The sequence below is a fragment of the Streptomyces sp. NBC_00083 genome (assembly GCF_026343295.1).
Taxonomy (GTDB): Bacteria; Actinomycetota; Actinomycetes; order Streptomycetales; family Streptomycetaceae; genus Streptomyces.
Map to the genome: position 1 here is coordinate 2,176,862 of NZ_JAPELY010000001.1, position 26,598 is coordinate 2,203,459.

General features: G+C 71.1%; 23 protein-coding genes and 1 tRNA gene. 21 read left to right on the top strand and 3 right to left on the bottom strand.

Annotation, left to right across the window (positions count from 1 at the left end; all coding sequences use genetic code 11):
• The first annotated feature begins 187 nt into the window (after positions 1–187).
• Positions 188–634: an SRPBCC family protein gene (locus OOJ98_RS09620; protein WP_267054196.1), complete on the top strand. Its 447-nt coding sequence runs from the start codon at positions 188–190 to the stop codon at positions 632–634.
• A gap of 39 nt (positions 635–673) precedes the next feature.
• A tRNA-Val gene (locus OOJ98_RS09625) sits at positions 674–745 on the top strand.
• 73 nt (positions 746–818) lie between these two features.
• On the opposite strand, the gene OOJ98_RS09630 is transcribed toward OOJ98_RS09625, so the two are convergent.
• Complete coding sequence (locus tag OOJ98_RS09630) at positions 819–1,544, bottom strand: 3'-5' exonuclease (protein ID WP_267054197.1); 726 nt, start codon at positions 1,542–1,544, stop codon at positions 819–821.
• 190 nt (positions 1,545–1,734) lie between these two features.
• Between OOJ98_RS09630 and OOJ98_RS09635 the strand changes: the two genes are divergently transcribed.
• The 4 genes from OOJ98_RS09635 (at position 1,735) to OOJ98_RS09650 (ending at position 6,243) form a co-directional block, all read left to right on the top strand.
• Entirely contained in the window at positions 1,735–2,313 is a 579-nt protein-coding gene (locus OOJ98_RS09635) for a DUF4365 domain-containing protein (RefSeq protein ID WP_267054198.1), read from the top strand.
• Complete coding sequence (locus OOJ98_RS09640) at positions 2,313–3,506, top strand: hypothetical protein (RefSeq protein WP_267054199.1); 1,194 nt, start codon at positions 2,313–2,315, stop codon at positions 3,504–3,506. Before OOJ98_RS09635 ends, OOJ98_RS09640 begins: the two co-directional genes overlap by 1 nt.
• Positions 3,507–3,605: 99 nt before the next feature.
• On the top strand, positions 3,606–5,582 hold the full coding sequence (gene thrS / locus OOJ98_RS09645; protein ID WP_267054200.1) for a threonine--tRNA ligase: 1,977 nt from the start codon (positions 3,606–3,608) through the stop codon (positions 5,580–5,582).
• 103 nt (positions 5,583–5,685) lie between these two features.
• Positions 5,686–6,243, top strand: coding sequence for an HIT domain-containing protein (locus OOJ98_RS09650; protein ID WP_267054201.1), 558 nt, complete (start codon positions 5,686–5,688; stop codon positions 6,241–6,243).
• Between the two features lie 26 nt (positions 6,244–6,269).
• Here OOJ98_RS09650 and OOJ98_RS09655 read toward each other — a convergent pair whose 3' ends face one another.
• Together OOJ98_RS09655 and OOJ98_RS09660 are read right to left on the bottom strand one after the other, a co-directional pair.
• Positions 6,270–7,943, bottom strand: coding sequence for a hypothetical protein (locus tag OOJ98_RS09655; RefSeq protein ID WP_267054202.1), 1,674 nt, complete (start codon positions 7,941–7,943; stop codon positions 6,270–6,272).
• 164 nt (positions 7,944–8,107) lie between these two features.
• Positions 8,108–10,306, bottom strand: coding sequence for an elongation factor G-like protein EF-G2 (locus OOJ98_RS09660; RefSeq protein ID WP_267054203.1), 2,199 nt, complete (start codon positions 10,304–10,306; stop codon positions 8,108–8,110).
• Between the two features lie 275 nt (positions 10,307–10,581).
• Between OOJ98_RS09660 and pgsA the strand changes: the two genes are divergently transcribed.
• The 15 genes from pgsA to OOJ98_RS09735 all read left to right on the top strand — a co-directional run bounded on the left by pgsA (position 10,582) and on the right by OOJ98_RS09735 (position 26,386).
• Positions 10,582–11,247: a phosphatidylinositol phosphate synthase gene (gene pgsA, locus OOJ98_RS09665; protein ID WP_267054204.1), complete on the top strand. Its 666-nt coding sequence runs from the start codon at positions 10,582–10,584 to the stop codon at positions 11,245–11,247.
• Positions 11,244–12,140 carry a phosphatidylinositol mannoside acyltransferase gene (locus tag OOJ98_RS09670; RefSeq protein ID WP_267054205.1) on the top strand — a complete coding sequence of 299 codons (897 nt, stop codon included), beginning with the start codon at positions 11,244–11,246 and terminating at the stop codon, positions 12,138–12,140. The genes pgsA and OOJ98_RS09670 overlap by 4 nt, the downstream gene beginning before the upstream one ends.
• Positions 12,137–13,297, top strand: coding sequence for a glycosyltransferase family 4 protein (locus OOJ98_RS09675; protein ID WP_267054206.1), 1,161 nt, complete (start codon positions 12,137–12,139; stop codon positions 13,295–13,297). The genes OOJ98_RS09670 and OOJ98_RS09675 overlap by 4 nt, the downstream gene beginning before the upstream one ends.
• 679 nt (positions 13,298–13,976) lie before the next feature.
• Positions 13,977–14,522 (top strand): hypothetical protein, encoded by a 546-nt coding sequence (locus tag OOJ98_RS09680; protein ID WP_267054207.1) that lies wholly within the window; start codon positions 13,977–13,979, stop codon positions 14,520–14,522.
• Between the two features lie 120 nt (positions 14,523–14,642).
• Positions 14,643–15,563: a pyridoxal 5'-phosphate synthase lyase subunit PdxS gene (gene pdxS, locus OOJ98_RS09685; RefSeq protein WP_267054208.1), complete on the top strand. Its 921-nt coding sequence runs from the start codon at positions 14,643–14,645 to the stop codon at positions 15,561–15,563.
• 6 nt (positions 15,564–15,569) lie between these two features.
• Positions 15,570–16,154, top strand: a complete 585-nt coding sequence (gene pdxT, locus OOJ98_RS09690; RefSeq protein WP_267054209.1) for a pyridoxal 5'-phosphate synthase glutaminase subunit PdxT — start codon at positions 15,570–15,572, stop codon at positions 16,152–16,154.
• 114 nt (positions 16,155–16,268) lie between these two features.
• Complete coding sequence (locus tag OOJ98_RS09695; protein ID WP_267054210.1) at positions 16,269–17,021, top strand: YebC/PmpR family DNA-binding transcriptional regulator; 753 nt, start codon at positions 16,269–16,271, stop codon at positions 17,019–17,021.
• Positions 17,022–17,146: 125 nt separating this feature from the next.
• On the top strand, positions 17,147–17,677 hold the full coding sequence (gene ruvC / locus OOJ98_RS09700) for a crossover junction endodeoxyribonuclease RuvC (protein ID WP_267054211.1): 531 nt from the start codon (positions 17,147–17,149) through the stop codon (positions 17,675–17,677).
• Positions 17,674–18,279, top strand: coding sequence for a Holliday junction branch migration protein RuvA (gene ruvA / locus OOJ98_RS09705; RefSeq protein ID WP_267054212.1), 606 nt, complete (start codon positions 17,674–17,676; stop codon positions 18,277–18,279). The genes ruvC and ruvA overlap by 4 nt, the downstream gene beginning before the upstream one ends.
• Before the next feature lie 104 nt (positions 18,280–18,383).
• On the top strand, positions 18,384–19,484 hold the full coding sequence (ruvB, locus tag OOJ98_RS09710; RefSeq protein ID WP_267054213.1) for a Holliday junction branch migration DNA helicase RuvB: 1,101 nt from the start codon (positions 18,384–18,386) through the stop codon (positions 19,482–19,484).
• A gap of 163 nt (positions 19,485–19,647) precedes the next feature.
• A complete protein-coding gene (yajC, locus tag OOJ98_RS09715; protein ID WP_267054214.1) occupies positions 19,648–20,136 on the top strand; it encodes a preprotein translocase subunit YajC in 489 nt (162 codons plus the stop codon).
• Between the two features lie 144 nt (positions 20,137–20,280).
• Positions 20,281–22,047 carry a protein translocase subunit SecD gene (secD, locus tag OOJ98_RS09720; RefSeq protein WP_267054215.1) on the top strand — a complete coding sequence of 589 codons (1,767 nt, stop codon included), beginning with the start codon at positions 20,281–20,283 and terminating at the stop codon, positions 22,045–22,047.
• A 1-nt stretch (position 22,048) separates the two neighbouring features.
• Entirely contained in the window at positions 22,049–23,146 is a 1,098-nt protein-coding gene (gene secF / locus OOJ98_RS09725; RefSeq protein WP_267054216.1) for a protein translocase subunit SecF, read from the top strand.
• A complete protein-coding gene (locus OOJ98_RS09730) occupies positions 23,143–23,694 on the top strand; it encodes an adenine phosphoribosyltransferase (RefSeq protein ID WP_267054217.1) in 552 nt (183 codons plus the stop codon). Before secF ends, OOJ98_RS09730 begins: the two co-directional genes overlap by 4 nt.
• Before the next feature lie 196 nt (positions 23,695–23,890).
• Positions 23,891–26,386 (top strand): bifunctional (p)ppGpp synthetase/guanosine-3',5'-bis(diphosphate) 3'-pyrophosphohydrolase, encoded by a 2,496-nt coding sequence (locus OOJ98_RS09735; RefSeq protein WP_267054218.1) that lies wholly within the window; start codon positions 23,891–23,893, stop codon positions 26,384–26,386.
• Positions 26,387–26,598: the final 212 nt, after the last annotated feature.

The window sequence follows — 26,598 nt, forward strand, 5'->3', positions numbered from 1 at the left end:
TCTCGATCTCCGGGGCCTTCGTCGTACCGCCTTCGTCGTACCGCCTTCGTCGTACCGCCTTCGTCGTACCGCCTTCGTCGTACCGCCTTCGTCGTACCGCCTTCGTCGTACCGCCTCCGGCGCCCCGCGCACACCCCGGGCGCAAGGCCCCTGCACGCCGCTCTGCGGCCCCGCGCAGACTGGGGGCATGAACTGGTGCCACTACCGCTTCCGCACCGCCTGGCAGCTCCCTGCGGAGCCCGAAGCGGTCTACGCCGTCCTGGAGCGCGCCGAGGAATACCCGCGCTGGTGGCCCCAGGTCCGCGAGGTGACCCCGCTCGACGCGCACACCGCCACCGCCCGCTTCCGCTCCGTCATCCCCTACGACCTCCGCGTCACCGCCCACGAGACCCGGCGCGACCCCGAGGCCCTCGTCCTGGAGGCCGCCCTCAGCGGCGATCTCGAAGGCCGGGCCCGCTGGACACTCCTCGCGCACCACGGCGGCACCCGCGCCCTCTACGAGCAGGAGGTCGAGGTCCGCAAGCCCCTGATGCGCCGCCTCGCCGTCCCCGGCCGCCCGCTGTTCCGCGCCAACCACGCCCTGATGATGCGCTCCGGACAGCGCGGACTCCGCCGTCGCCTGGAGGTGGTTTGAAAGCAGGGCCGCAAGGCCTGTATGGTTCAGTCCGTTCCCGGGCGATTAGCTCAGTGGGAGAGCGCTTCGTTCACACCGAAGAGGTCACTGGTTCGAACCCAGTATCGCCCACCGGGAAAGGCCGGTCCGTCCCAGACGGACCGGCCTTCTTGCTGTCCGGCGCCCGCCGAGAACCCGCCAACGCTCAAGCCGCCGCCGGGAGTTCGGGCCGCAACGGCCACGCCGTGTCCACCAGCTCCGGAGTGCCCTGCTTGCTGAACCACGCCTGCAGACCCCGCGCCTGCGCCGCGTGCCACGTCGTCTGCAACGCGTGCAACTCCGTCGGCGTCAGCCGCTCCAGACGTCCCGCGAACCTGCGCCCCACCGCCCGCACCACCTCCAGGGCCGCCAGCGCGTCGGCCGCCGCGTCATGCGCGCCCTCCAGCGTCACGCCGTAGTGCTCACACAGATCGGTCAGCGTGCGGCGCCCCTTGCGATAGCGGTCCAGATGCTTGTCCAGGACCCGGGGATCGAGCACCCGCAACGGATTGCGGCCCAGATAGTGACCGAGGGAGGCCGCCCGATGGCGCCTCAACTCCCGGTCCAGCATGGTCAGATCGAACGGCGCGTTCATGATGACCAGCGGCCGCCCCGCCGAACACTGCTCGGCGAGCGCCTTCGCGACCTCCTCCATCACCGGAGCCGGCCAACGCCCGTGCAGCTGAAGGTGCTCGTCCGTCAGGCCGTGCACCTCCGTCGCACCCGCCGGGACGGGTATCCCCGGGTTGATCAGCCAGCGCGTCACCCGCGGCCGCGCCCCCGGCCCGTCCTGCACCACCAGGGCCGCCGAAACTATCCGGTCCCCTTCGACGTCCACCCCGGTCGTCTCCGTGTCGAACGCCGCCAGGGGACCCTCGAACCAGCACGTCATGTCTACTCAACTCCTCGCGCACTACCGGCAGATGGCGTGCATCCCCTGCCCGATTGCGTGATACCCGTGCTGTTTGCGACATACGCCGTTTGCGGGCGGCGGAGTACGGAGACAACACAGGTGACGGAACGCGCTGTTGACGGCCCGTCACGGAAAAGGTTCGGCACAGCCCGGAAGGCATACGACAGCCATGGCGCTCGCGCAGCCCGATCCGGCCGCGCCCGGGTACGGTCTGCTGCCCGAGGGGATCGCACCGCTGCGCGGCTCGCTCGCCACCACCGCCTGCATGGAGACCCTCCAGGTGGGCTACCTGCACGCGGTGGCCGCCGCCGCGGGGTGCTCGCTGTCGCAGCCCTTCCCGGACAACGGAATCGACTGGCACCTCAGCCACAGCGCCGCCGGCCACACCGTCGACGACGAAGTGACCATCAAGGTGCAGCTCAAGTGCACGTACCAGATACCGCCGCACCCGCCGGGCGGGGCCTTCTCCTTCACGCTCGACAACGACCACCTGGTGAAGCTGGCCCGCACACCCGTCTCGGTGCACAAGATCCTGGTGGTCATGGTGGCGCCGAGGAACCGGGAGGAATGGCTTCAGGCGGGCCACGACCGGCTCGCGCTGCGGCACTGCTGCTACTGGACCAACCTGGCCGGACACCCGGTGACCGGCCGGCGCAGAACCACGGTGCGAATACCGACCTCGCGGATCTTCGACGACCGCGCGCTCTGCGAGATCATGACGCGGGTCGGGGTGGGAGGGAGGCCCTGATGCGCTGGTTGGACGAAGAGCCCGGCGGAACGCCACCGGTTCCCGGCCAGGTCGACCCCGCGGTGCTCGGGGCGCTGCTCAGCCGGCACGGCTGGCGCAGGCGCGGCGGAGCGGCCGGGCACTACACCCGCTGGACACCCCCCGGAGCCACCGGCTCCGGCACCAGCCTGCTCGTCCCCGAAAGCAGGGCCTACCCCGACAGCGACGACCTCCTGGGCGAGGCGCTCACCGCCCTCGCCCGCAGCGCCGCGCCCTCCGCCCGCGAGGTCCTCGTCTCGCTCGCCGTACCCAGCGACGAGGTCCGCTGGTGGCGCGAGGTGCCCGAAGGCCCCGCAGGCACCGCCTCCTGGAACGAACAGGAACACCTGCGCCGCGCCGCCCACCGCATGCTGCTCGCCGGCGCCCTCGCCGTACGCGGCTCCGCCGGCCACCACGGCGCGCGCCACCGCAGTCAGGCCCTCGCCTCCCTCGAAGGCGTCCTGGTCGAACCCGCGACCGGCGCGGGCCTCACCGCCTTCGTGCCCGCGGCCTCCGCCCGGCCCGCCGTCGTCCGCCTGTACGCCGCGCTCAACGCCGTACGCGACGCCGTCGACTACCAGCGCACCACCGGCGGCATGGAGGCCTTCGACGCCGCCGTACGCGCGGGCGTCAGCCGAGAACTCACCGAGTCCCTCGTCGCGCTGGTGCGAGGCAGCGAGGGCGTGCGGGTCGCCCTCGCCTGGGCACCCGCCGCCGGGGTCCCCGAAGGCTGCGCGGCCCGCCCCGAACCCGTCGACTTCTCACCCGGCGACCTGCCCGCCCTGCGTGCCGCCGGCGCCCGCTACCTCGGCGGCGAACCGTCCGTACCGGTGCGGATCACCGGCGCCGTGGTGCGCCTTCGCCGCCCCGCCCCCCGCGGACCCGGCGTCGTACGGCTCCGCGTGCTGGCCGGGGCGGAGGTCGACCACGTGCGCATGGAGCTGGACGAGGAGGCGTACCGCATCGCGGGCCACGCGCACCTGGTCGGGCTGCCGATCCGCGTCGTGGGGCGCCTGGAGAGCCGTGGCGGGTTCCGCCGGCTCTTCGACGCACGCGAGGTGACCCCCGTCCAGGTCGACGACGCCGAACGGGACCGGCTCATGAAGTCGCTCCAGGAGAACCTCGACTTCTTCGAGGAGGCCTGCGGCGCGGAACCCGGTCCCGCCGACGCGTGAGCGCCCCGATATCCGTTTCGCGAGGCACCCCACCGGCTCGGTAGGATCGTCTCGCGTACGCGACACGCGCTGCGCGCCCCCTACGGCAGGAGAAGTCCGGTGTCAGACGTCCGTGTGATCATCCAACGCGATTCCGAGCGGGAAGAGCGCGTGGTGACGACGGGCACTACGGCGGCCGAGCTCTTCGCCGGTGAGCGCACCATCGTCGCGGCCCGCGTCGCCGGCGACCTCAAGGACCTGGCGTACGAGGTGAAGGACGGCGAGGAGGTCGAGCCCGTCGAGATCTCCTCCGAGGACGGCCTCAACATCCTGCGCCACTCCACCGCGCACGTCATGGCCCAGGCGGTGCAGGAGCTGTTCCCCGACGCGAAGCTCGGCATCGGCCCGCCGGTCCGGGACGGTTTCTACTACGACTTCGACGTCGAGAAGCCGTTCACGCCCGAGGACCTCAAGGCCATCGAGAAGAAGATGCAGGAGATCCAGAAGCGCGGCCAGCGCTTCTCGCGCCGCGTCGTCACCGATGAGGCCGCGCGCGAGGAGCTCGCGGACGAGCCGTACAAGCTGGAGCTCATCGGCATCAAGGGCTCGGCGTCCACCGACGACGGCGCGAACGTGGAGGTGGGCGGCGGCGAGCTGACCATCTACGACAACCTCGACGCCAAGACCGGCGACCTGTGCTGGAAGGACCTCTGCCGCGGTCCCCACCTGCCGACCACCCGCAACATCCCCGCGTTCAAGCTGATGCGCAACGCCGCCGCCTACTGGCGCGGCAGCGAGAAGAACCCGATGCTCCAGCGCATCTACGGCACCGCCTGGCCCTCCAAGGACGAGCTGAAGGCGCACCTGGAGTTCCTCGCCGAGGCCGAGAAGCGCGACCACCGCAAGCTCGGCAACGAGCTCGACCTGTTCTCCATCCCGGAGCAGATCGGCTCCGGCCTCGCCGTCTTCCACCCCAAGGGCGGCATCATCCGCCGGGTCATGGAGGACTACTCGCGCCGCCGGCACGAGGAGGAGGGGTACGAGTTCGTCTACACCCCGCACGCCACCAAGGGGAAGCTCTTCGAGACCTCGGGCCACCTGGACTGGTACGCCGACGGCATGTACCCGCCCATGCAGCTCGACGAGGGCGTGGACTACTACCTCAAGCCCATGAACTGCCCGATGCACAACCTGATCTTCGACGCGCGCGGGCGCTCCTACCGTGAACTCCCGCTGCGGCTCTTCGAGTTCGGCACGGTGTACCGGTACGAGAAGTCGGGCGTGGTGCACGGTCTGACCCGCGCGCGGGGCTTCACCCAGGACGACGCGCACATCTACTGCACCAAGGAGCAGATGGCCGACGAGCTCGACCGGACGCTCACCTTCGTCCTGAACCTGCTCCGCGACTACGGTCTGAACGACTTCTACCTGGAGCTGTCGACCAAGGACCCGGAGAAGTTCGTCGGCTCGGACGAGATCTGGGAAGAGGCCACCGACACCCTGCGCAAGGTCGCCGAGAAGCAGGGCCTCGACCTGGTCGCCGACCCGGGCGGCGCGGCGTTCTACGGCCCGAAGATCTCGGTGCAGGCGCGCGACGCGATCGGCCGCACCTGGCAGATGTCGACCGTGCAGCTCGACTTCAACCTGCCGGAGCGGTTCGACCTGGAGTACACCGGCCCCGACGGCACCAAGCAGCGTCCGGTGATGATCCACCGCGCGCTGTTCGGCTCCATCGAGCGCTTCTTCGCGGTGCTCCTGGAGCACTACGCGGGCGCCTTCCCGGCGTGGCTGGCCCCCGTCCAGGCGGTCGGCATCCCGATCGGGGACGCGCACGTGGAGTACCTCCAGGACTTCGCCCGCCAGGCCAAGGCCAAGGGGCTGCGCGTCGACGTGGACGCGTCCTCGGACCGGATGCAGAAGAAGATCCGCAACCAGCAGAAGCAGAAGGTCCCGTTCATGATCATCGCGGGTGACGAGGACATGGCCGCGGGCGCCGTCTCCTTCCGCTACCGCGACGGTTCCCAGGAGAACGGTGTTCCGGTGGCCGAGGCCATCGCGAAGATCGAGAAGGTCGTGGCGGAGCGGACCCAGGTCTGACCGCCGCCGTACGCCGAGGGGCCCCGGGAAGCACGCCTTCCCGGGGCCCCTCGCGCGTACGGGCACCGGCCACCCGGGCGACGCCCCGCCGCGCCGAAGTCATATGCTTCCCATCATGACGAGTGAGCCGGAGCAGCAGATCGGAGTGGGTGTCCAGGACGCGTTCCAGCGCCTGTGGACGCCTCACCGGATGGCGTACATCCAGGGCGAGAACAAGCCGACGGGACCGGAGTCCGGCGACGGGTGTCCGTTCTGCTCGATTCCGGCGAAGTCGGACGAGGACGGGCTGGTCATCAAGCGGGGCGAGCACGTGTACGCCGTGCTGAACCTCTACCCGTACAACGGCGGGCACCTCATGGTCGTGCCCTACCGCCACGTCGCCGACTACACCGAGCTGGACGCGTCCGAGACCGCGGAGCTGGCCGAGCTCACCAAGCGGTCGATGACCGCGCTGCGTGCGGCCTCCGGGGCGCACGGGTTCAACATCGGGATGAACCAGGGCTCCGTGGCCGGGGCCGGGATCGCCGCCCATCTGCACCAGCACATCGTGCCGCGCTGGGGTGGCGACACCAACTTCATGCCGGTCGTCGGCCACACCCGGGTGCTGCCCCAACTCCTCGCGGACACGCGGCAGATGCTGGCCGACGCCTGGCCGTCCTAGGCGCCCGAGGCGTCCTGGGCGGCTGCTCAGGCGTCGTACAGATCGGCCTTCCTCGGGGCCGGGTCCTGGACCAGGCCGCTGAGGATCGCGGAGCGGTTGGTGAAGCGCTCGGTGTTCACTCCGTGCTCGTCGAGCACCTTCATGGCCGCGGAGTGGACCACGCGCAGGACCGGTGTAGCCGCGCGCATCGCGTCGTCGGCCATGAAGCGGTGGCGCCAGGGCCGGTCGGCCCAGGCGTGCCGCAGGCCGAACGGCTCGGGCAGCGCTATGCGCCCGCCCAGGTGGTCGAGGACCGGCGGGAACCAGGTCAGCGGGGCGCGGGCGGCGAGGCGCACCACTTCGGCGGCGTCGACGAGGGGGAGCTGGACCGTCTTCTTCTCCCAGAACTTGAAGGCCTTGTCGACCTCCTTGGTCTTGGGGGCGGGCTTGGTGGTGAACAGGGGGTGCACCGGGCCGAGTGCGTGCCCGGTGACCTCGATGCGCAGGGTCTCGTGCAGGACGGTGACGGTGACCATCATGGTGATGACCAACTGGCCGTCCCAGAGCGTGAACTGGATGCCGAGGTAGTGGCGGTTCCCGCTGGAGAACTGCTGCTCGTTGCAGATGCGCTGTATCTCGTGCTGGCGCACCTGGAAGTTGTCGATGTCCTGGCCGCTGGGCCGGGACACCTCCTTGGCGCCTTCGCCGATCGGTGAGACGACCCAGTTCTTGATGGACGGGGTGGGGAAGCCGCCGGTGTGCAGGGGGCCGCGTTCCAGGAGCTGGAGGCGGTCCTGGATGGCGCGTATGACGTCCCAGCTGCGGAAGCCGTGGATTTCCTTGCCGGGTTCCTTCGGTTCGAGCTCTTCGGCGAGCTGCCAGCTGCCCCAGCGGGTGCCCATGCCGAGTATGCCCTTGGGGCCGGCGTAGAAGACGACGTTGGACTGGTCCTCGGCGGCCAGTTTGACCAGGGACTGGCGGAGTTGTTCGGCGGAGCCGGCCGCCGCGCTCTTGGGTACGGCCTCGGGGATCCGGGCTCCTATGCCGCCGCCGCCGAGCAGGCTGTCCCAGCGGGAGCGCAGGTCGCGTGCGGTCTTCTCGCAGATGGTCTTGGCCCAGAACCAGCCGATGACGGGGGCGACCATCATGGCGCGCAGGTAGAGGCCGAGGATGCCGTGGAAGGGGAGCTTGATCAGGAAGAGGACGGCGAGGCCCGCGGCGGCCACGAGCAGGATGGTGCCGAGGGCGCCGGCGCGCCGGTCCTTGGCTCCGGCCAGGGTGCGGCGGAGCTGGAAGACGCCGAGCCAGAGGAGCATGCCGGGCAGGAAGAGGAGCCCGAACACGGCCATGACGAGGGTGAGTTTGCTGTCGCGTTCCTTGCGGATGCGGATCGAGGCGAGGCAGTGCTCGACGATGGTGCCGGGTTCGGTGCCGAAGGACTGGATGAGGCCCTTGCGGGTGGCGCCGAGCATTCTGGACTGGACGGCGCGGGCGAAGGCCTCGCCGAGGTTGGGTTCGAGGAGGGACAGTTTGCCCTTGGTCACCTCGGACTCGTGCCATTCGTTGTTGGCCTTGAGGATGTCCTGGACCGGGCTGTCCCGGTATGCGGCCGAGGCGAGCGCCTGGGTCGCCGCCGTCTGGCCGGCTGAGCCCTGGAGCGGCACCTGTGGCCTGGGCAAGAAGTCGAAGAATGGCTCTTCCGTCGTCACTGCCGCCCCCATCGCCGCTCGCTGTCGCTCTGCGGCCTGTTCCCGACCACCGCACCCCGTACACCATTTGATCTGGGACCCCAGCGTATCGGGGTCGTGGCCCCCTCGTCAGGGGACGTCGGAATGCCGCCCACCGCGGCTGTGCCGTGGTGGGCGGTTTCCTGAGGCTATGTCAATTATCGTCCGCCTTCCGGCTGTTCACGCATTTTGTCGGCGAGCTGGGGCGGCATCGGCTCGTGCCGCGCGTACCTGCGGCTGAACTGTCCCGTGCCGTGCGAGAGGGACCTGAGGTCGAGGGCGTACCGGCCGATCTCGATCTCGGGGATCTCGGCCCGGACCAGGGTGCGTCCGGGGCCGGCCTGTTCGGTGCCGACGACGCGCCCGCGGCGCCCGGACAGGTCGCTCATGACCGGGCCCACGTAGTCGTCGGCGACCATGACCCGGACTTCGGCGACGGGCTCGAGCAGCTGGATCCGGGCCTCCGCGGCGGCCTCGCGCAGGGCGAGGGCGCCCGCGGTCTGGAACGCGGCGTCGGAGGAGTCGACCGAGTGGGCCTTGCCGTCGAGGAGGGTGATGCGGACGTCGACCAGGGGGTGGCCCGCGGCCACGCCCTTCGCGGCCTGGGACCGTACGCCCTTCTCGACGGAGGGGATGAACTGGCGGGGGACGGAGCCGCCGACCACCTTGTCCACGAATTCGACGCCGCTGCCCGGCGGCAGGGGCTCGACGTCGATCTCGCAGATCGCGAACTGTCCGTGGCCGCCGGACTGTTTGACGTGCCGGCCGCGCCCGGTGGACCGTGCGCCGAACGTCTCGCGCAGGGACACCTTGTGCGGGACGACGTCGACCTGCACGCCGTACCTGCTGCGCAGCCGTTCGAGGGCGACGTCGCGGTGGGCCTCGCCCAGGCACCACAGCACCAACTGGTGGGTGTGCGGGTTCTGTTCGAGCCGCATGGTGGGGTCTTCGGCCACGAGGCGCGCGAGGCCCTGGGAGAGCTTGTCCTCGTCGGCCTTGCTGTGGGCCTCGATCGCCAGCGGGAGCAGCGGGTCGGGCATGTCCCAGGGCGTCATGAGGAGCGGATCGTCCTTGGCGGACAGGGTGTCGCCCGTCTCGGCCCTGGACAGTTTCGCCACGCACGCGAGGTCGCCCGCGACGCACCGGGTGAGGGCGCGCTGCTGTTTGCCGAAGGGGGAGGAGAGGGCGCCGATGCGCTCGTCGACGTCGTGGTCCTCGTGGCCGCGTTCGGTCATGCCGTGGCCGGAGACGTGGACGGTCTCGTCGGGGCGCAGGGTGCCGGAGAAGACGCGGACCAGGCTGATCCGGCCGACGTAGGGGTCGGAGGAGGTCTTGATCACCTCGGCGACGAGGGGGCCGTCGGCGGCGCACGCCGGGGTGGGGCGCGGTGTGCCCTCGGGGGTGGTGAGGTCGGGCGCCGCGCGCTCCAGGGGGGAGGGGAAGCCGCCGGTGATCAGTTCGAGGAGTTCCACGGTGCCGAGGCCGTGCCGGGCGCCGTCAGCGGCGGGCGCGGCGGCGAGCACGGGGTGGAAGGTCCCGCGCGCTACGGCCCGCTCCAGGTCGGCGACGAGGGTCTTGACGTCGATGTCCTCGCCGCCGAGGTAGCGGTCCATGAGGGTCTCGTCCTCGCTCTCGGCGATGATTCCCTCGATGAGCCGGTTGCGGGCCTGCTCGATGAGGGGGAGCTGCCCCGCGTCGGGGCCGGTCTCCTTGCGCTCGCCGGACGCGTAGTCGTAGACCCGCTGGGAGAGCAGTCCGACGAGACCGGTCACCGGGGCGTGGCCGTCGGGACCGGGTGCGCCGTGGACGGGCAGGTAGAGCGGCAGGACGGCGTCGGGGTCGTCACCGCCGAACGTGCCGGCGCAGATCTCGGTCATGGCGTCGAAGTCGGCTCGGGCGGCCTCGAGGTGGGTGACGACGATGGCCCGCGGCATCCGGACGGCCGCGCACTCCTCCCAGAGCATGCGGGTCGAGCCGTCCATGCCGTCGGCGGCGGAGACGACGAAGAGGGCCGCGTCCGCGGCGCGCAGACCGGCCCTGAGCTCCCCGACGAAGTCGGCGTATCCGGGGGTGTCCAACAGGTTGATCTTGAAGCCGTCCCAGGCGAGCGGGACGAGCGAGAGCTGTACGGAGCGTTCCTGGCGGTGCTCGATCTCGTCGTAGTCGGAGACGGTGGCGCCGTCCTCGACCCGGCCCGCGCGGTTGACGGCCCCTGCCGCCAGCGCGAGCGCCTCCACCAAGGTGGTCTTCCCGGATCCGCTGTGGCCGACCAGCACCACGTTCCGTACGGATGCGGGGTGGTCGGCCGTCGGGGCCCTGCCGGCGGCCCCGGGGTGTGCGTGTGCCTTGTCGCCCATGTCCGTTCCTCCCGGTTTCGTGCGCGGTGAGGTGGTGAGAGGGCGCGGACACGCGGACTCCGCGTGCGGAGGCGGCATCAGCGACGCCCGCGGTCATTCGAGCTTTGCACTCCGGTCACGGCGCGTCCATACGTCGTACGTGTCCTCACCTCCCACGGTGGCCCTCCGGCCGCCCCCGCGGGTGGCCCGGCGGTGCGGCCCGCCAGTCGTGGCTACGATGGGTCGGCCGGTGGCCAGCAGGGGCCGCGCGGCCACACCGACCCCTCGGGAAGGCCATGCTGAACAAGTACGCGCGTGCATTCTTCACGCGTGTCCTCACGCCGTTCGCCGCATTTCTGCTCCGCCGAGGAGTCAGCCCCGACGCGGTGACCCTCATCGGTACGGCCGGAGTGATGGCGGGTGCGCTGGTCTTCTTCCCCCGTGGAGAGTTCTTCTGGGGCACGATCGTCATCACCCTGTTCGTCTTCTCCGACCTGGTCGACGGCAACATGGCGCGCCAGGCCGGGATCTCCAGCCGCTGGGGCGCGTTCCTCGACTCGACGCTCGACCGGGTCGCCGACGGCGCGATCTTCGGCGGCTTCGCGCTCTGGTACGCGGGGCGGGGCGACGACAACGTGCTGTGCGCGGTGGCCATCTTCTGCCTGGCCAGCGGCCAGGTGGTGTCGTACACCAAGGCGCGCGGCGAGGCGATCGGCCTGCCGGTCGCCGTCAACGGGCTGGTCGAGCGTGCCGAGCGCCTCGTCATCTCGCTGGTCGCGGCGGGCCTCGCGGGGCTGCACGACTTCGGGGTGCCCGGCATCCAGGTGCTGCTTCCCGTCGCGCTGTGGATCGTCGCCGTGGGCAGCCTGATCACGCTGATCCAGCGCGTCGTGACCGTCCGCCGGGAGTCCGCCGAGGCCGACGCGGCCGCGGCGCGGGCGGCCGGTGAGGCGGGCGCATGAAGGACCGACTGACCGACGCGCTCTACGGACTGGGCTGGGCGGCCGTCAAGAAGCTGCCCGAACCCGCCGCGACCCGGCTCGGCCGGAGCATCGCCGACCAGGTGTGGAAGCGGCGCGGCAAGAGCGTGCTGCGGCTCGAGTCCAACCTGGCGCGGGTCGTCCCCGACGCCTCCGCGGCCCGGCTCGCCGAGCTCTCCCGGGCCGGGATGCGCTCGTACATGCGGTACTGGATGGAGTCGTTCCGGCTGCCGTCGTGGAGCCGGGACCGGATGGCGAGCGGCTTCGTGCCGGAGGACGTCCACCACCTCGTGGACGGCATCGCCGCGGGGCGCGGAGTGGTCGTGGCGCTGCCGCACATGGGCAACTACGACCTCGCGGGCGCCTGGGTCACCAGCAAGCTGGACATCCCGTTCACCACGGTCGCCGAGCGGCTCAAGCCGGAGACGCTGTACGACCGGTTCGTCGCCTACCGCGAGAGCCTCGGCATGGAGGTGCTGCCGCACACCGGCGGCTCCGCCTTCGGCACTCTGGCCCGGCGGCTGCGCGCGGGCGGCCTCGTCTGCCTGGTCGCCGACCGCGACCTGTCGGCCTCCGGGGTGGAGGTGAAGTTCTTCGGCGAGACGACCCGGATGCCCGCGGGGCCCGCCCTGCTCGCCCAGCAGACCGGCGCGCTCCTCCTGCCGGTGACGCTCTGGTACGACGACTCGCCGATCATGAAGGGGCGGGTGCATCCGCCGGTCGAGGTGCCGGAGACAGGCGACCGGGCCTCCAGGACGTCCTCCATGACACAGGCGCTGGCAGACGCCTTCGCCACCGGAATCGCCGACCACCCCGAGGACTGGCACATGCTGCAACGCCTGTGGCTCGCGGACCTGGAGGAGCGCCGAACGTGAAGATCGGCATCGTCTGCCCGTACTCGTGGGACGTCCCGGGCGGCGTCCAGTTCCACATCCGTGACCTGGCGGAGCACCTCATCCGCCTCGGCCACGAGGTGTCGGTGCTGGCCCCCGCCGACGACGAGACCCCGCTGCCGCCGTACGTCGTGTCGGCGGGCCGGGCCGTTCCCGTGCCGTACAACGGCTCGGTCGCACGGCTCAACTTCGGGTTCCTGTCCGCGGCGCGCGTCCGGCGCTGGCTGCACGACGGAACGTTCGACGTGATCCACATCCACGAGCCGGCCTCGCCCTCGCTCGGCCTGCTCTCCTGCTGGGCCGCGCAGGGCCCCATCGTGGCGACGTTCCACACCTCCAACCCCCGCTCCCGGGCCATGATCGCGGCGTATCCGATCCTGCAGCCCGCCCTGGAGAAGATCAGCGCGCGCATCGCGGTCAGCGAGTACGCGCGCCGCACCCTGGTGGAGCACCTGGGCGGCGACGCGGTGGTGATCCCCAACGGCGTCGACGTCGACTTCTTCGCGAAGGCGGAGCCGAACAAGGAGTGGCAGGGCCAGACCCTCGGCTTCATCGGCCGCATCGACGAGCCCCGCAAGGGCCTGCCGGTCCTCATGAAGGCGCTGCCGCGCATCTTCGCCGAGCGTCCGGAGGCCCGGCTCCTCGTCGCGGGCCGCGGCGACGAGGAGGAGGCCGTCGCGTCGCTTCCGCCCGAGCTGCGCTCCCGGGTCGAGTTCCTCGGCATGGTCAGCGACGAGGACAAGGCGCGGCTGCTGCGCAGCGTGGACGTGTACGTGGCGCCCAACACGGGCGGCGAGAGCTTCGGGATCATCCTCGTCGAGGCCCTCTCGGCGGGCGCGGCGGTCCTCGCGAGCGACCTGGACGCCTTCGCGCAGGTCCTCGACCAGGGCGCGGCGGGCGACCTCTTCACCAACGAGGACGCCGACGCGCTGGCCTCGGCCGCGGTGCGCCTCCTCGCCGACCCCGAGCGCCGTGCGGGCCTGAGCGAACGCGGCTCGGCCCATGTCCGGCGCTTCGACTGGGCGACGGTCGGCGCGGACATCCTCGCGGTGTACGAGACGGTGACGCACGGCGCGGCGGCGGTCGCGGCGGACGAACGCCCCGGCTTCCGCGCGAGGTTCGGCCTGGCCCGCGACTGAGCCCTGGTCGCTCCGCGGCGCCGAGGTGGGCGCGGTGCCGGATGCCCTACGTCTTTAGGGGCGCGGGGCTGTGCCGATTACGCGGCTCCGCCGCGGTGGGCGCGGGCGGCGGGCTGCGGCTCCGGGTGCCCTACGTCTTTAGGGGCGCGGGGAACTGCGGCGGGACGCGGGCACGGTCTGCAGACGAAAGCGGGGTTCCTGGGGCTCCGCCCCAGACCCCGTTCGCGCCTTGAGGGCGCTCGTCCTCAACCGCCGGACGGGCTGAGGTGGCCTGGATTGGGCACCCTGCCGTGGTCCAACCCCGCCAGGGGCGCGGGGCTGTGACACGTGCGCGGCTGCGCCGCGGTGGGTGCGGTGTCGGGTGCCCTCCTAGGGGCGCGGGGAACTGCGCGAGACGCGGGCACGGTCTGCAGTCGAAGGCGGGGTTGCTGGGGCTCCGCCCCAGACCCCGTTCGCGCCTTGAGGGCGCTCGTCCTCAATCGCCGGACGGGCTGAGGTGGCCTGGATTGGGCACCCTGCCGTGGTCCAACCCCGCCAGGGGCACGGGACCAGGACACGTGCGCGGCTCCGCCGCGGTGGGCGCGCCGGACGGGCTGAGGCGGCCTGGATTGGGCACCCTGGGGGTGGGCCCGGCCGCACTGGACGCCCGCCGAGGCGCCGCCCGGTAGCCTTGCCGCCCGTGACCGTAACCCTCATCTGGATCGTCGTCGCCCTCGTCGCGATCGGCCTCTACCTCAGCTGGACCGCCGGCCGGCTCGACCGGCTGCACGCCCGCATCGACGCGGCCCGCGCCGCCCTCGACGCGCAACTGCTGCGCCGCGCATCGGTCACCCAGGAACTGGCCACCAGCGGTGTCCTCGACCCGGCCGCCTCCATCGTGCTCTACGAGGCCGCCCACGCCGCGCGCCAGGCGGAGGAGGAGCACCGGGAGGTCGCCGAGAGCGAGCTCAGCCAGGCGCTGCGGGCCGTCTTCGGGGAGCCCGCACAGGTCGAGGCGGTACGGGAGGCGCCCGGCGGCGTGGAGGCCGCCGAGGAGCTGGCCCAGGCGGTGCGCAGGGTCCCGATGGCGCGGCGCTTCCACAACGACGCGGTGCGGGCGGCGCGGGCGCTGCGCAGGCACCGGACGGTGCGCTGGCTGCGCCTCGCGGGCCACGCGCCGTTCCCCCTCGCCTTCGAGATGGACGACGAGCCGCCGACCGCGCTGGCCGACCGGCCGGGGAGCTGACCGCGGGCCACGCGGTGCCAAAACGATCCACCGGCTGAGCATTGGCCCTTGATGCGGACCGGGCGGGCGGGGTTCTCTCAGGTCAGCAGAATCCCTTTCGTCGCTCAGTGAGGTCGCTCCGTGTCCAGCACCCCTTCCAGCACCCCCAACGCCGACACCCCCGCCGTCGGCACCGCACGCGTCAAGCGCGGCATGGCCGAGCAGCTCAAGGGCGGCGTGATCATGGACGTGGTCAACGCCGAGCAGGCGAAGATCGCCGAGGACGCGGGCGCCGTCGCGGTCATGGCCCTGGAGCGGGTTCCCGCCGACATCCGCAAGGACGGCGGCGTGGCCCGGATGTCCGACCCGAACATGATCGAGGAGATCATCGGCGCGGTCTCCATCCCGGTGATGGCCAAGTCCCGCATCGGTCACTTCGTCGAGGCCCAGGTCCTGCAGTCCCTCGGCGTCGACTACATCGACGAGTCCGAGGTCCTCACCCCGGCCGACGAGGTCAACCACAGCGACAAGTTCGCCTTCACGACCCCGTTCGTGTGCGGCGCCACCAACCTGGGCGAGGCCCTGCGCCGCATCGCCGAGGGCGCGGCCATGATCCGCTCCAAGGGCGAGGCCGGCACCGGCAACGTCGTCGAGGCCGTACGACACCTGCGCCAGATCAAGAACGAGATCGCCAAGCTGCGCGGCTTCGACAACAACGAGCTGTACGCCGCGGCCAAGGAGCTGCGCGCCCCGTACGAGCTGGTCAAGGAAGTCTCCGAGCTCGGCAAGCTGCCCGTCGTGCTGTTCTCCGCCGGTGGCGTCGCCACCCCCGCCGACGCCGCGCTGATGCGCCAGCTCGGCGCCGAGGGCGTCTTCGTCGGCTCCGGCATCTTCAAGTCGGGCGACCCGGCCAAGCGCGCCGCCGCCATCGTGAAGGCCACCACCTTCTACGACGACCCGAAGATCATCGCGGACGCCTCCCGCAACCTGGGCGAGGCCATGGTCGGCATCAACTGCGACACGCTGCCCGAGACCGAGCGCTACGCCAACCGCGGCTGGTAACCACTCATGACCACCCCTGTCATCGGTGTCCTGGCGCTCCAGGGCGACGTACGGGAGCACCTCATCGCCCTGGCCGCGGCGGACGCCGTGGCCAGGCCGGTCCGGCGCCCCGAAGAACTCGCCGAGGTCGACGGTCTCGTCATTCCCGGCGGCGAGTCCACCACCATCTCCAAGCTGGCCGCGCTCTTCGGCATGCTGGAGCCGCTGCGCGAGCGGATCGCCGCGGGCCTGCCCGTCTACGGCACCTGCGCCGGCCTGATCATGCTCGCCGACAAGATCCTCGACCCGCGCTCGGGCCAGGAGACGTTCGGCGGCATCGAGATGATCGTCCGCCGCAACGCCTTCGGCCGCCAGAACGAGTCGTTCGAGGCGACCGTCGAGGTTTCGGGCGTGGGCCCCGTAGAAGGCGTGTTCATCCGCGCGCCCTGGGTCGAGTCGGTCGGCGCCCGCGCCGAGGTGCTCGCCGAGCACGGCGGCCACATCGTCGCCGTGCGCCAGGGAAACGCGCTGGCGACCTCGTTCCACCCCGAGCTCACCGGCGACCACCGCATGCACGCGCTCTTCGTGGACATGGTGCGCGCCGCCGCGTGAAAGACGCCCGCTCCGGCTTCCCGCCCCGCGCGGGGGCCGGGCGACGGGCGGGCCGGGTCCCGGTAGGATCTCTGCCGAACGACGCAGAATGGGTTACGCGAAGGAGACAGGCAGATGTCCGGCCACTCTAAATGGGCTACGACGAAGCACAAGAAGGCCGTGATCGATGCCAAGCGCGGCAAGCTCTTCGCGAAGCTGATCAAGAACATCGAGGTCGCGGCCCGCACCGGGGGCGCCGACATCGACGGCAACCCGACCCTCTTCGACGCCGTACAGAAGGCCAAGAAGCAGTCGGTGCCCAACAAGAACATCGACTCCGCGCTCAAGCGCGGTGCCGGTCTCGAGGCGGGCGGTGCCGACTACGAGACGATCATGTACGAGGGTTACGGCCCGAACGGTGTCGCGGTGCTCATCGAGTGCCTCACCGACAACCGCAACCGTGCCGCCTCCGACGTACGTGTCGCGATGACCCGCAACGGCGGCAACATGGCCGACCCGGGTTCCGTCTCGTACCTCTTCAACCGCAAGGGCGTCATCGTCCTGCCCAAGGCCGAGCTCTCCGAGGACGACGTCCTGGACGCGGTCCTGGAAGCGGGTGCGGAGGAAGTCAACGACCTCGGTGAGTCCTTCGAGATCATCTCCGAGGCGACCGACCTGGTCGCGGTCCGTACCGCGCTCCAGGAGGCCGGTATCGACTACGACTCGGCCGACTCCAACTTCGTCCCGACCATGCAGGTCGAGCTGGACGAAGAGGGCGCGCGGAAGATCTTCAAGCTGATCGACGCGCTGGAGGACAGCGACGACGTGCAGAACGTCTTCGCCAACTTCGACGTCTCCGACGAGGTCATGGAGAAGGTCGACGCGTAGGACCGCGCGGGCTGAGTGTTTTCGGCGGGCCGATGGGACACGTCCCATCGGCCCGCCGCCGTTGTCAGTGGCAGCGGATAGCCTGGCGGCAAGTCAAAGATCACCGAGGGACCGAGGGGGAGGCCGTGCGCGTACTCGGGGTGGACCCCGGACTCACGCGGTGTGGTGTGGGCGTCGTCGAGGGCACAGCGGGCCGGCCGCTCACCATGCTGGGCGTCGGCGTCGTACGCACGCCCCCGGACGCCGAGTTGGGCCACCGCCTGGTCGCCATCGAGCGCGGCATCGAGGAGTGGCTCGATGCCCACCGGCCCGAATTCGTCGCCGTGGAGCGGGTGTTCAGCCAGCACAACGTGCGTACGGTCATGGGCACCGCCCAGGCCAGCGCGGTCGCCATGCTCTGCGCGTCGCGGCGCGGAATCCCCGTCGCCCTGCACACCCCCAGCGAGGTCAAGGCCGCCGTCACCGGCAGCGGCCGCGCCGACAAGGCTCAGGTCGGCGCCATGGTGACCCGGCTGCTCCGGCTCGACGCCCCGCCCAAACCGGCCGACGCCGCCGACGCGCTCGCGCTCGCCATCTGCCACATCTGGCGCGCCCCGGCCATCAACAGACTCCAGCAGGCCCACGCCCAGCACTCCGTCCGGAAGGTCACCCGATGATCGCCTTCGTCAGCGGCCCGGTCGCCGCCCTCGCACCCGACACCGCGGTGGTCGAGGTCGGCGGCATCGGCATGGCCCTCCAGTGCACGCCCAACACGCTGGCCGAGCTGCGCGTCGGACAGCACACCAAGCTCGCCACCTCCCTCGTCGTCCGGGAGGACTCGCTGACCCTGTACGGATTCGCCGACGACGACGAGAAGCAGGTCTTCGAGCTGCTCCAGACCGCCAACGGCGTCGGCCCCCGGCTCGCCCAGGCCGTCCTCTCCGTGCACACACCGGACGCGCTGCGCCGCGCCTTCGCCACCGGCGACGAGAAGGCGCTCACCGCCGTGCCCGGCATCGGCAAGAAGGGCGCGCAGAAGCTGCTCATCGAGCTGAAGGACCGGCTCGGCGCGCCCGTCGGCAGCGCTCCGGCCGTCGGCGCCCCGGTCACCTCGGGCTGGCGCGACCAGCTGCACGCGGCCCTCATCGGTCTCGGGTACGCGACGCGCGAGGCCGACGAGGCGGTCGCCGCGGTGGCGCCGCAGGCCGAGGCCGCGCAATCGCCGAACATCGGGGCCCTGCTCAAGGCCGCTCTGCAGACCCTCAACCGGGCCCGCTGAGCGGAGGCGGCACGCCGCGCCCCGAACCCGGCCCGCGCGCCCCGCCGACCGGACCCCGCACGCCCCCGCACCACCCACCGCGACCACGATCCGAGGCACACCGCATGAACTGGGAAGACAGCTCCGACACGGCGGATCTGTCGGCGACCGCCGATGGCCACGGCGACCGCCTGGTCGGGGCCGACGCCGACGGCGAGGACACCGCGGTCGAGGCGGCGCTGCGCCCCAAGGACCTGGAGGAGTTCGTCGGCCAGGAGAAGGTCCGCGAACAGCTCGACCTGGTCCTGCGCGCGGCCCGCGCCCGCGGCGCCACCGCCGACCACGTCCTGCTCTCCGGCGCCCCCGGCCTCGGCAAGACCACCCTCTCCATGATCATCGCGGCCGAGATGGGCGCCCCCATCCGCATCACCAGCGGCCCCGCCATCCAGCACGCGGGCGACCTCGCCGCGATCCTCTCCTCCCTCCAGGAGGGCGAGGTCCTCTTCCTGGACGAGATCCACCGGATGTCGCGGCCGGCCGAGGAGATGCTCTACATGGCGATGGAGGACTTCCGGGTCGACGTCATCGTCGGCAAGGGCCCCGGCGCGACCGCCATCCCGCTGGAGCTGCCGCCCTTCACCCTCGTCGGCGCCACCACACGGGCCGGCCTGCTGCCGCCCCCGCTGCGCGACCGCTTCGGCTTCACCGGCCACATGGAGTTCTACGAGCCCTCCGAGCTGGAGCGCGTCATCCACCGCTCGGCCCGGCTGCTCGACGTGGAGATCGACACCGCGGGCGCCGCCGAGATCGCCGGCCGCTCCCGCGGCACCCCCCGCATCGCCAACCGCCTCCTGCGCCGGGTCCGCGACTACGCCCAGGTCAAGGCCGACGGCGTCATCACCCCTGAGATCGCCTCGGCCGCGCTCGGGGTGTACGAGGTCGACGCCCGCGGTCTCGACCGCCTCGACCGGGCGGTGCTCCAGGCCCTCCTGAAGCTGTTCGGCGGCGGCCCCGTGGGCCTGTCCACCCTGGCCGTCGCGGTGGGGGAGGAGCGCGAGACCGTGGAGGAAGTGGCCGAGCCCTTCCTGGTGCGCGAGGGCCTGCTCGCCCGCACCCCGCGCGGCCGGGTGGCCACCCCCGCGGCCTGGGCCCACCTCGGTCTCGTACCGCCGCAGCAGGGCGGCGGCCCCGCAGGAAGCGGACAACAGGGGCTCTTCAGGGCGTGACGGCGCGCAGGGTCGCACGTGGAGGAACCCCGGTGGGATGCTGGGCGTTGTTCCATCTGTGCGGACTCGCTTAGACTCCGCCGATGCCGCCCTTCCAGGCCGGCGTACCCACCCCCAGATCAGGCCGCGCTCCGCGTGTGTCATGCGAAGGAAGTTCCGTCCCGTGAGCCCTATCACCCTCCTCCCCTTGGTTTTGCTTATCGGGGCCATGTTCCTGATGACCCGGTCGACCAAGAAGAAGCAGCAGGCCGCCGCGGCCATGCGTGACGAGATGCAGCCCGGCACCGGTATCCGCACCATCGGCGGCATGTACGCCACCGTCAAGGAGATCGGTGACGAGACGGTCCTCCTGGAGGTGGCGCCCGGCGTCCACGCCGTCTACGCCAAGAACGCCGTCGGCGCTGTCCTCAGCGACGCGGAGTACAACCGCATCGTCCACGGCGACACCGAGGAAGAGCTTCCCGCGGTGCCGGACGACGCGTCGTCGCTGACCGCGGCCACCGAAGCCGCCGAGGCCGACGCGGCGGCCGCCGATGAGGCGAAGATCGACCTGGGCAAGAAGGACGGGGCTGCCGAGGCGAAGGACGCCGACGCCGCAACGCCCGAGGACGGCAAGGACGGCAAGGCCGACGGCGGGGCCGAAGCGAAGTAGTCACGCACCGGGACCGCACGGCGCCCGACCGGCGCGCGCGGTCCCTGGAGCGGGCCGACTTCCACGGGGGACGTCCCCACACCACTTCGTGGCCGTCCGCGCGCACACCCGGCGCCGGGCGGTTGGACAGGGAGAAACGACAAGGTGGCAGCACCGAACAAGGGCCGAAGGCCGGCGGCGGGGGGTCAGAGCAAGCCGGGCCGTGCCCTGGCCTTCATCCTCATCGCCATGGTCGCGCTCACCGGTGGGATGTTCCTTTCCCACACCACCACTCCGAGGCTGGGAATCGACCTCGCGGGCGGTACGAGCATCACGCTCAAGGCGAAGGCCGAGCCCGGCCAGGAGTCGGCGATCAACAAGAAGAACATGGACACCGCGGTTTCGATCATGAACCGCCGTGTCAATGGTCTTGGTGTCAGCGAGGCCGAGGTTCAGACCCAGGGCAGCGACAACATCATTGTCAACATCCCCAAGGGTACGAACTCCGAGCAGGCCCGCCAGCAGGTCGGCCAGACCGCCAAGCTGTACTTCCGGCCGGTCCTGACCGCCCAGGCGACCGCGGCACCCACGCCGAGCGCCTCCCCGAGCGCCCCGGGCAAGGCCACCCCCTCGGGCGCCCCGAGCGCCTCCGGCAAGCCCACGCCGACCGCCTCCGCCAAGGGCACGCCCAACGCGGGCAAGGCGAGCGCGAGCACCAAGCCGCAGGGCCGCGCCCTGACCGACGCGCTCAAGGCCTCCGGTTCGCCCACGCCGGGCGCGAGCAAGTCCGGCACCCCCGCGCCCGACCCGTCCGCCTCCGGTGACGCGGCGGCCGCGGCCAAGCTCCAGGCCCAGTTCGCGGCGCTGGACTGCTCCACCAAGGAAGCCCGCTCCAAGGCCGGCGAGGGCGCCAAGCCCACCGATCCGACCGTGGCCTGCGACAAGGACGGCCAGGAGAAGTTCATCCTGGGCCCGGCCGAGGTCGACGGCACCGACGTCTCCAAGTCCCAGGCCGTGATCAACCAGAACGGTCAGTGGATCGTCCAGATGGACTTCACGAGCGGCGGCTCGAAGAAGTTCGCGGCGATCACCGGGAAGCTCTCGCAGCAGCAGTACCCGAACAACCGCTTCGCGATCACGCTGGACAACCAGGTCGTCTCGGCCCCGACCGTGAGCTCCACGCTCAGCGGCTCCGCCGAGATCTCCGGCAGCTTCAACCAGTCGTCCGCCCAGGACCTGGCCAACGTGCTCTCCTACGGCGCGCTGCCGCTCTCCTTCCAGGAGCAGAGCGTCACCACCGTGACCGCCGCCCTCGGCGCCGACCAGCTGCACGCCGGTCTGATCGCCGGTGCCATCGGCCTCGCGCTGGTCATCATCTACCTGGTGGCCTACTACCGCGGCCTCGCCGCGATCGCCATCCTCAGCCTCGTCGTCTCGGCGATCCTGACGTACGCGATCATGACGCTGCTCGGCCCCGCCATCAGCTTCGCGCTGAACCTGCCCGCGGTCTGCGGCGCCATCGTCGCCATCGGCATCACCGCGGACTCGTTCATCGTGTACTTCGAGCGCATCCGTGACGAGATCCGCGAGGGCCGCACCCTGCGTCCCGCCGTGGAGCGGGCCTGGCCGCGCGCCCGGCGCACCATCCTGGTCTCCGACTTCGTGTCGTTCCTGGCCGCCGCGGTGCTGTTCGTCGTGACGGTCGGCAAGGTCCAGGGCTTCGCGTTCACGCTGGGTCTGACCACCCTGCTCGACGTCGTCGTCGTCTTCCTGTTCACCAAGCCGGTGATGACGCTCCTGGCCCGCCGCAAGTTCTTCGCCAGCGGTCACCCGTGGTCCGGCCTCGACCCCAAGCGGCTCGGCGCCAAGCCCCCGCTGCGCCGGGCCCGTCGCACCACCTCCGCCCCCGTCGACAACCCGAAGGAGGCGTGAGATGTCGAAGCTCGGCACTCTCGGCGCCAGGCTGTACCGCGGTGAGGTCGGTTACGACTTCGTCGGCAAGCGGAAGATCTGGTACGGCATCTCGATCCTGATCACCATCACGGCCATCGTGGGCCTGGCGGTGCGGGGCCTGACGATGGGCATCGAGTTCGAGGGCGGCGCGGTCTTCACCACGCCCAAGACCTCGATGTCCGCCACACAGGCGGAGCGGGCGGCCGAATCGGCCTCCGGCCACGACGCGATCGCCCAGAAGCTCGGCGACAACACGATCCGCATCACCATCGGCGGCGTCGACACCGCCAAGTCCGACCAGATCAAGACGGAGCTCGCGAAGGACCTCAAGGTCGACGCGAACACCATCAACGCCGACCTGGTGGGCCCGAGTTGGGGCAAGACGATCGCCAACAAGGCCTGGACGGGCCTGATCGTCTTCATGATCCTCGTCGTGATCTACCTGGCCATCGCCTTCGAATGGCGCATGGCCGTCGCCGCCCTGGTCGCCCTGATCCACGACCTCACCATCACGGTCGGCATCTACGCCCTGGTCGGCTTCGAGGTCACCCCGGGCACGGTGATCGGTCTGCTCACGATCCTCGGTTACTCCCTCTACGACACCGTCGTCGTCTTCGACGGACTCAAGGAGGGCCAGAAGGGGATCACCAAGCAGACCCGGCTCACGTACAGCGAGATGGCGAACAAGAGCCTCAACGGCACGCTGGTCCGCTCCATCAACACCACGGTCGTGGCGCTGCTCCCGGTCGCAGGCCTGCTGTTCATCGGTGGCGGCGTCCTGGGCGCCGGCATGCTGAACGACATCTCGCTCTCGCTGTTCGTCGGCCTCGCGGCCGGTGCGTACTCCTCGATCTTCATCGCCACTCCGCTGGTCGCCGACCTGAAGGAGACCATGCCGGAGATGAAGGCCCTCAAGAAGCGGGTGCTCGCCAAGCGCGCGGCGGCCGCCGCCAAGGGCGAGACCGAGGAGCCGCAGGACGCCTCGCCGCTCGACGAGGACGACGACGCCGAGACCGCCGGCGCGGTCGTCGGCCAGCGCCGCCAGCCGAGCCGCAACAACCGGGGGAAGCGCCGATGACCAGCGTCTCCACCGAGACCGCGGGGCTGCTGCTCAGCCGCATCCGTGACGTGCCGGACTATCCGAAGCCCGGTGTGATGTTCAAGGACATCACGCCGCTGCTCGCGGACCCGGAGGCGTTCACGGCCCTCACCGACGCGCTCGCCGCACTGTGCGTACGGCACGGCGCGACGAAGATCGTCGGCCTGGAGGCGCGCGGCTTCATCCTGGCGGCCCCCGTCTCGGTCCGCGCCGGGATCGGCTTCATCCCCGTACGCAAGGCGGGCAAGCTCCCCGGAGCCACCCTCAAGCAGGCGTACGAGCTGGAGTACGGCACCGCGGAGATCGAGGTGCACGCCGAGGACCTCAGCGCGGGCGACCGCGTCCTGGTCATCGACGACGTGCTCGCCACCGGCGGCACCGCCGAGGCCTCGATCGAGCTGATCCGCAGGGCCGGTGCCGAGATCGCCGGCGTCGCGGTCCTGATGGAGCTGGGCTTCCTCAGCGGCCGGCAGCGCCTGGAGGCCGTCCTGGACGGCGCCCCGCTGGACGCCCTGATCACCGTCTGAGCAAGCCGCACGGCACCACGGAGGCGGGCCCGGAGGAATCCGGCGCCCGCCTTCGGTGTTCCTCCCAGGTACACCGTCCCGCCCGGCCGGGGGAGAGCGCGGGCCCGTGGCTCGATACCATGTACTTCCGGGCCTGACCGGGGGACCCGGACCCTCCCCCAGACTCCGTCCGGGGGGACCCGCACGAGGAGCGCTCTTGCCAGACGAGGCCCAGCCACTCTCCGCCGCGCAGCCCGACAAGAAGGCCGAAGAGCCCGCGGCGGCCCCGGCCACGCCCTCCGAGCCCGCGGCCGAGCCGAAGCCCGCGGCGCCCGAGCAGGCCGACACCCCGGCGAAGACCCCGGCGCCCGCGCCCGTCGCGAAGCCCGTGGTGCCGGCCGGCGCGGTGTCGCGCTCCGCCGGATCCTCCAACCGGGTCCGCGCCCGCCTCGCCCGACTGGGCGTGCAGCGCTCCTCCGCGTACAACCCTGTGCTCGAACCGCTGCTGCGCATAGTGCGCGGCAACGACCCCAAGATCGAGACCGCCACGCTGCGCCAGGTCGAGAAGGCCTACCAGGTCGCCGAGCGCTGGCACCGCGGGCAGAAGCGCAAGAGCGGCGACCCGTACATCACCCACCCCCTCGCGGTGACGACGATCCTCGCCGAGCTGGGGATGGATCCGGCCACCCTCATGGCGGGTCTGCTCCACGACACCGTCGAGGACACCGAGTACGGCCTCGACACCCTGCGCCGCGACTTCGGCGACCAGGTCGCCCTGCTCGTCGACGGCGTCACCAAGCTCGACCGGGTCCAGTTCGGCGACGCCGCGCAGGCCGAGACCGTACGCAAGATGGTCGTCGCCATGGCCAAGGACCCCCGCGTCCTGGTCATCAAGCTCGCCGACCGCCTGCACAACATGCGCACCATGCGGTACCTCAAGCGCGAGAAGCAGGAGAAGAAGGCGCGCGAGACGCTGGAGATCTACGCGCCGCTCGCCCACCGCTTGGGCATGAACACCATCAAGTGGGAGCTGGAGGACCTCTCCTTCGCGATCCTCTACCCCAAGATGTACGACGAGATCGTGCGGCTGGTCGCCGAGCGCGCCCCCAAGCGCGACGAGTACCTCGCCATAGTGACCGACGAGGTCCAGTCCGACCTGCGCGCGGCCCGCATCAAGGCGACCGTCACCGGGCGCCCCAAGCACTACTACAGCGTCTACCAGAAGATGATCGTCCGCGGCCGTGACTTCGCGGAGATCTACGACCTGGTGGGCATTCGCGTCCTCGTCGACACGGTCCGCGACTGCTACGCGGCGCTCGGCACGGTCCACGCGCGGTGGAACCCGGTCCCCGGCCGGTTCAAGGACTACATCGCGATGCCCAAGTTCAACATGTACCAGTCGCTGCACACGACGGTGATCGGCCCCAACGGCAAGCCCGTAGAGCTGCAGATCCGTACGTTCGACATGCACCGGCGCGCGGAGTACGGCATCGCCGCGCACTGGAAGTACAAGCAGGATCCGTCCGCCGGCGCCTCCAAGGTGCGCACCGACGCACCGAAGAAGACCGGCAAGGACGACCACCTCAACGACATGGCGTGGCTTCGCCAGCTCCTCGACTGGCAGAAGGAGACCGAGGACCCCAGCGAGTTCCTGGAGTCGCTCCGCTTCGACCTGTCGCGCAACGAGGTCTTCGTCTTCACGCCCAAGGGCGACGTCATCGCGCTCCCGGCCGGCTCGACCCCGGTCGACTTCTCGTACGCCGTCCACACCGAGGTCGGCCACCGCACCATAGGCGCACGGGTCAACGGGCGGCTCGTGCCGCTCGAATCGACCCTGGACAACGGCGACCTGGTGGAGGTCTTCACCTCGAAGGCGGCCGGCGCGGGGCCCTCCCGTGACTGGCTCGGCTTCGTCAAGTCGCCGCGCGCCCGCAACAAGATCCGCGCCTGGTTCTCCAAGGAGCGCCGCGACGAGGCGATCGAGCAGGGCAAGGACGCGATCGCCCGCGCCATGCGCAAGCAGAACCTGCCGATCCAGCGGATCCTGACCGGCGACTCGCTGGTCACCCTCGCCCACGAGATGCGCTACCCCGACATCTCCTCGCTGTACGCGGCGATCGGCGAGGGCCATGTCGCGGCGCAGGGCGTCGTGCAGAAGCTGGTGCAGGCGCTCGGCGGCGAGGAGGCCGCCAACGAGGACATCGCGGAGTCGGCGCCGCCGTCGCGGGGCCGCAGCAAGCGGCGCAAGAACGCGGACCCGGGTGTCGTCGTCAAGGGCGTCGACGACGTGTGGGTCAAGCTCGCACGCTGCTGTACGCCGGTGCCGGGCGACCCCATCATCGGCTTCGTCACGCGCGGCAGCGGGGTCTCGGTGCACCGGGCCGACTGCGTCAACGTGGACTCGCTGTCGCAGCAGCCGGAGCGGATCCTGGAGGTGGAGTGGGCGCCGACGCAGTCCTCGGTCTTCCTGGTCGCCATCCAGGTCGAGGCGCTGGACCGGTCGCGGCTCCTGTCGGACGTCACGCGTGTCCTGTCCGACCAGCACGTCAACATCCTCTCGGCGGCCGTACAGACGTCGCGCGACCGGGTCGCCACGTCCCGGTTCACCTTCGAGATGGGCGACCCCAAGCACCTCGGGCACGTGCTCAAGGCTGTGCGGGGGGTCGAGGGCGTGTACGACGTGTACCGGGTGACGTCCGCGCGGCGGCCTTAGCGGCCGGCCCGCCGGGTGTCAGCTGAGGCCACCTCAGCCCGTCCGGCGTTCGAGGACGAGCGCCCTCAAGGCGCGAACGGGGTCTGGGGCGGAGCCCCAGGACACCCCGGTTTCGGCTGCGGGCCGTGCGGGGCTGGTCGCGCAGTTCCCCGCGCCCCTGGCGGGGTCGGTGTTGGGCTGGGTGGCCGGTCAAGGCAACCTCAGCCCGTCCG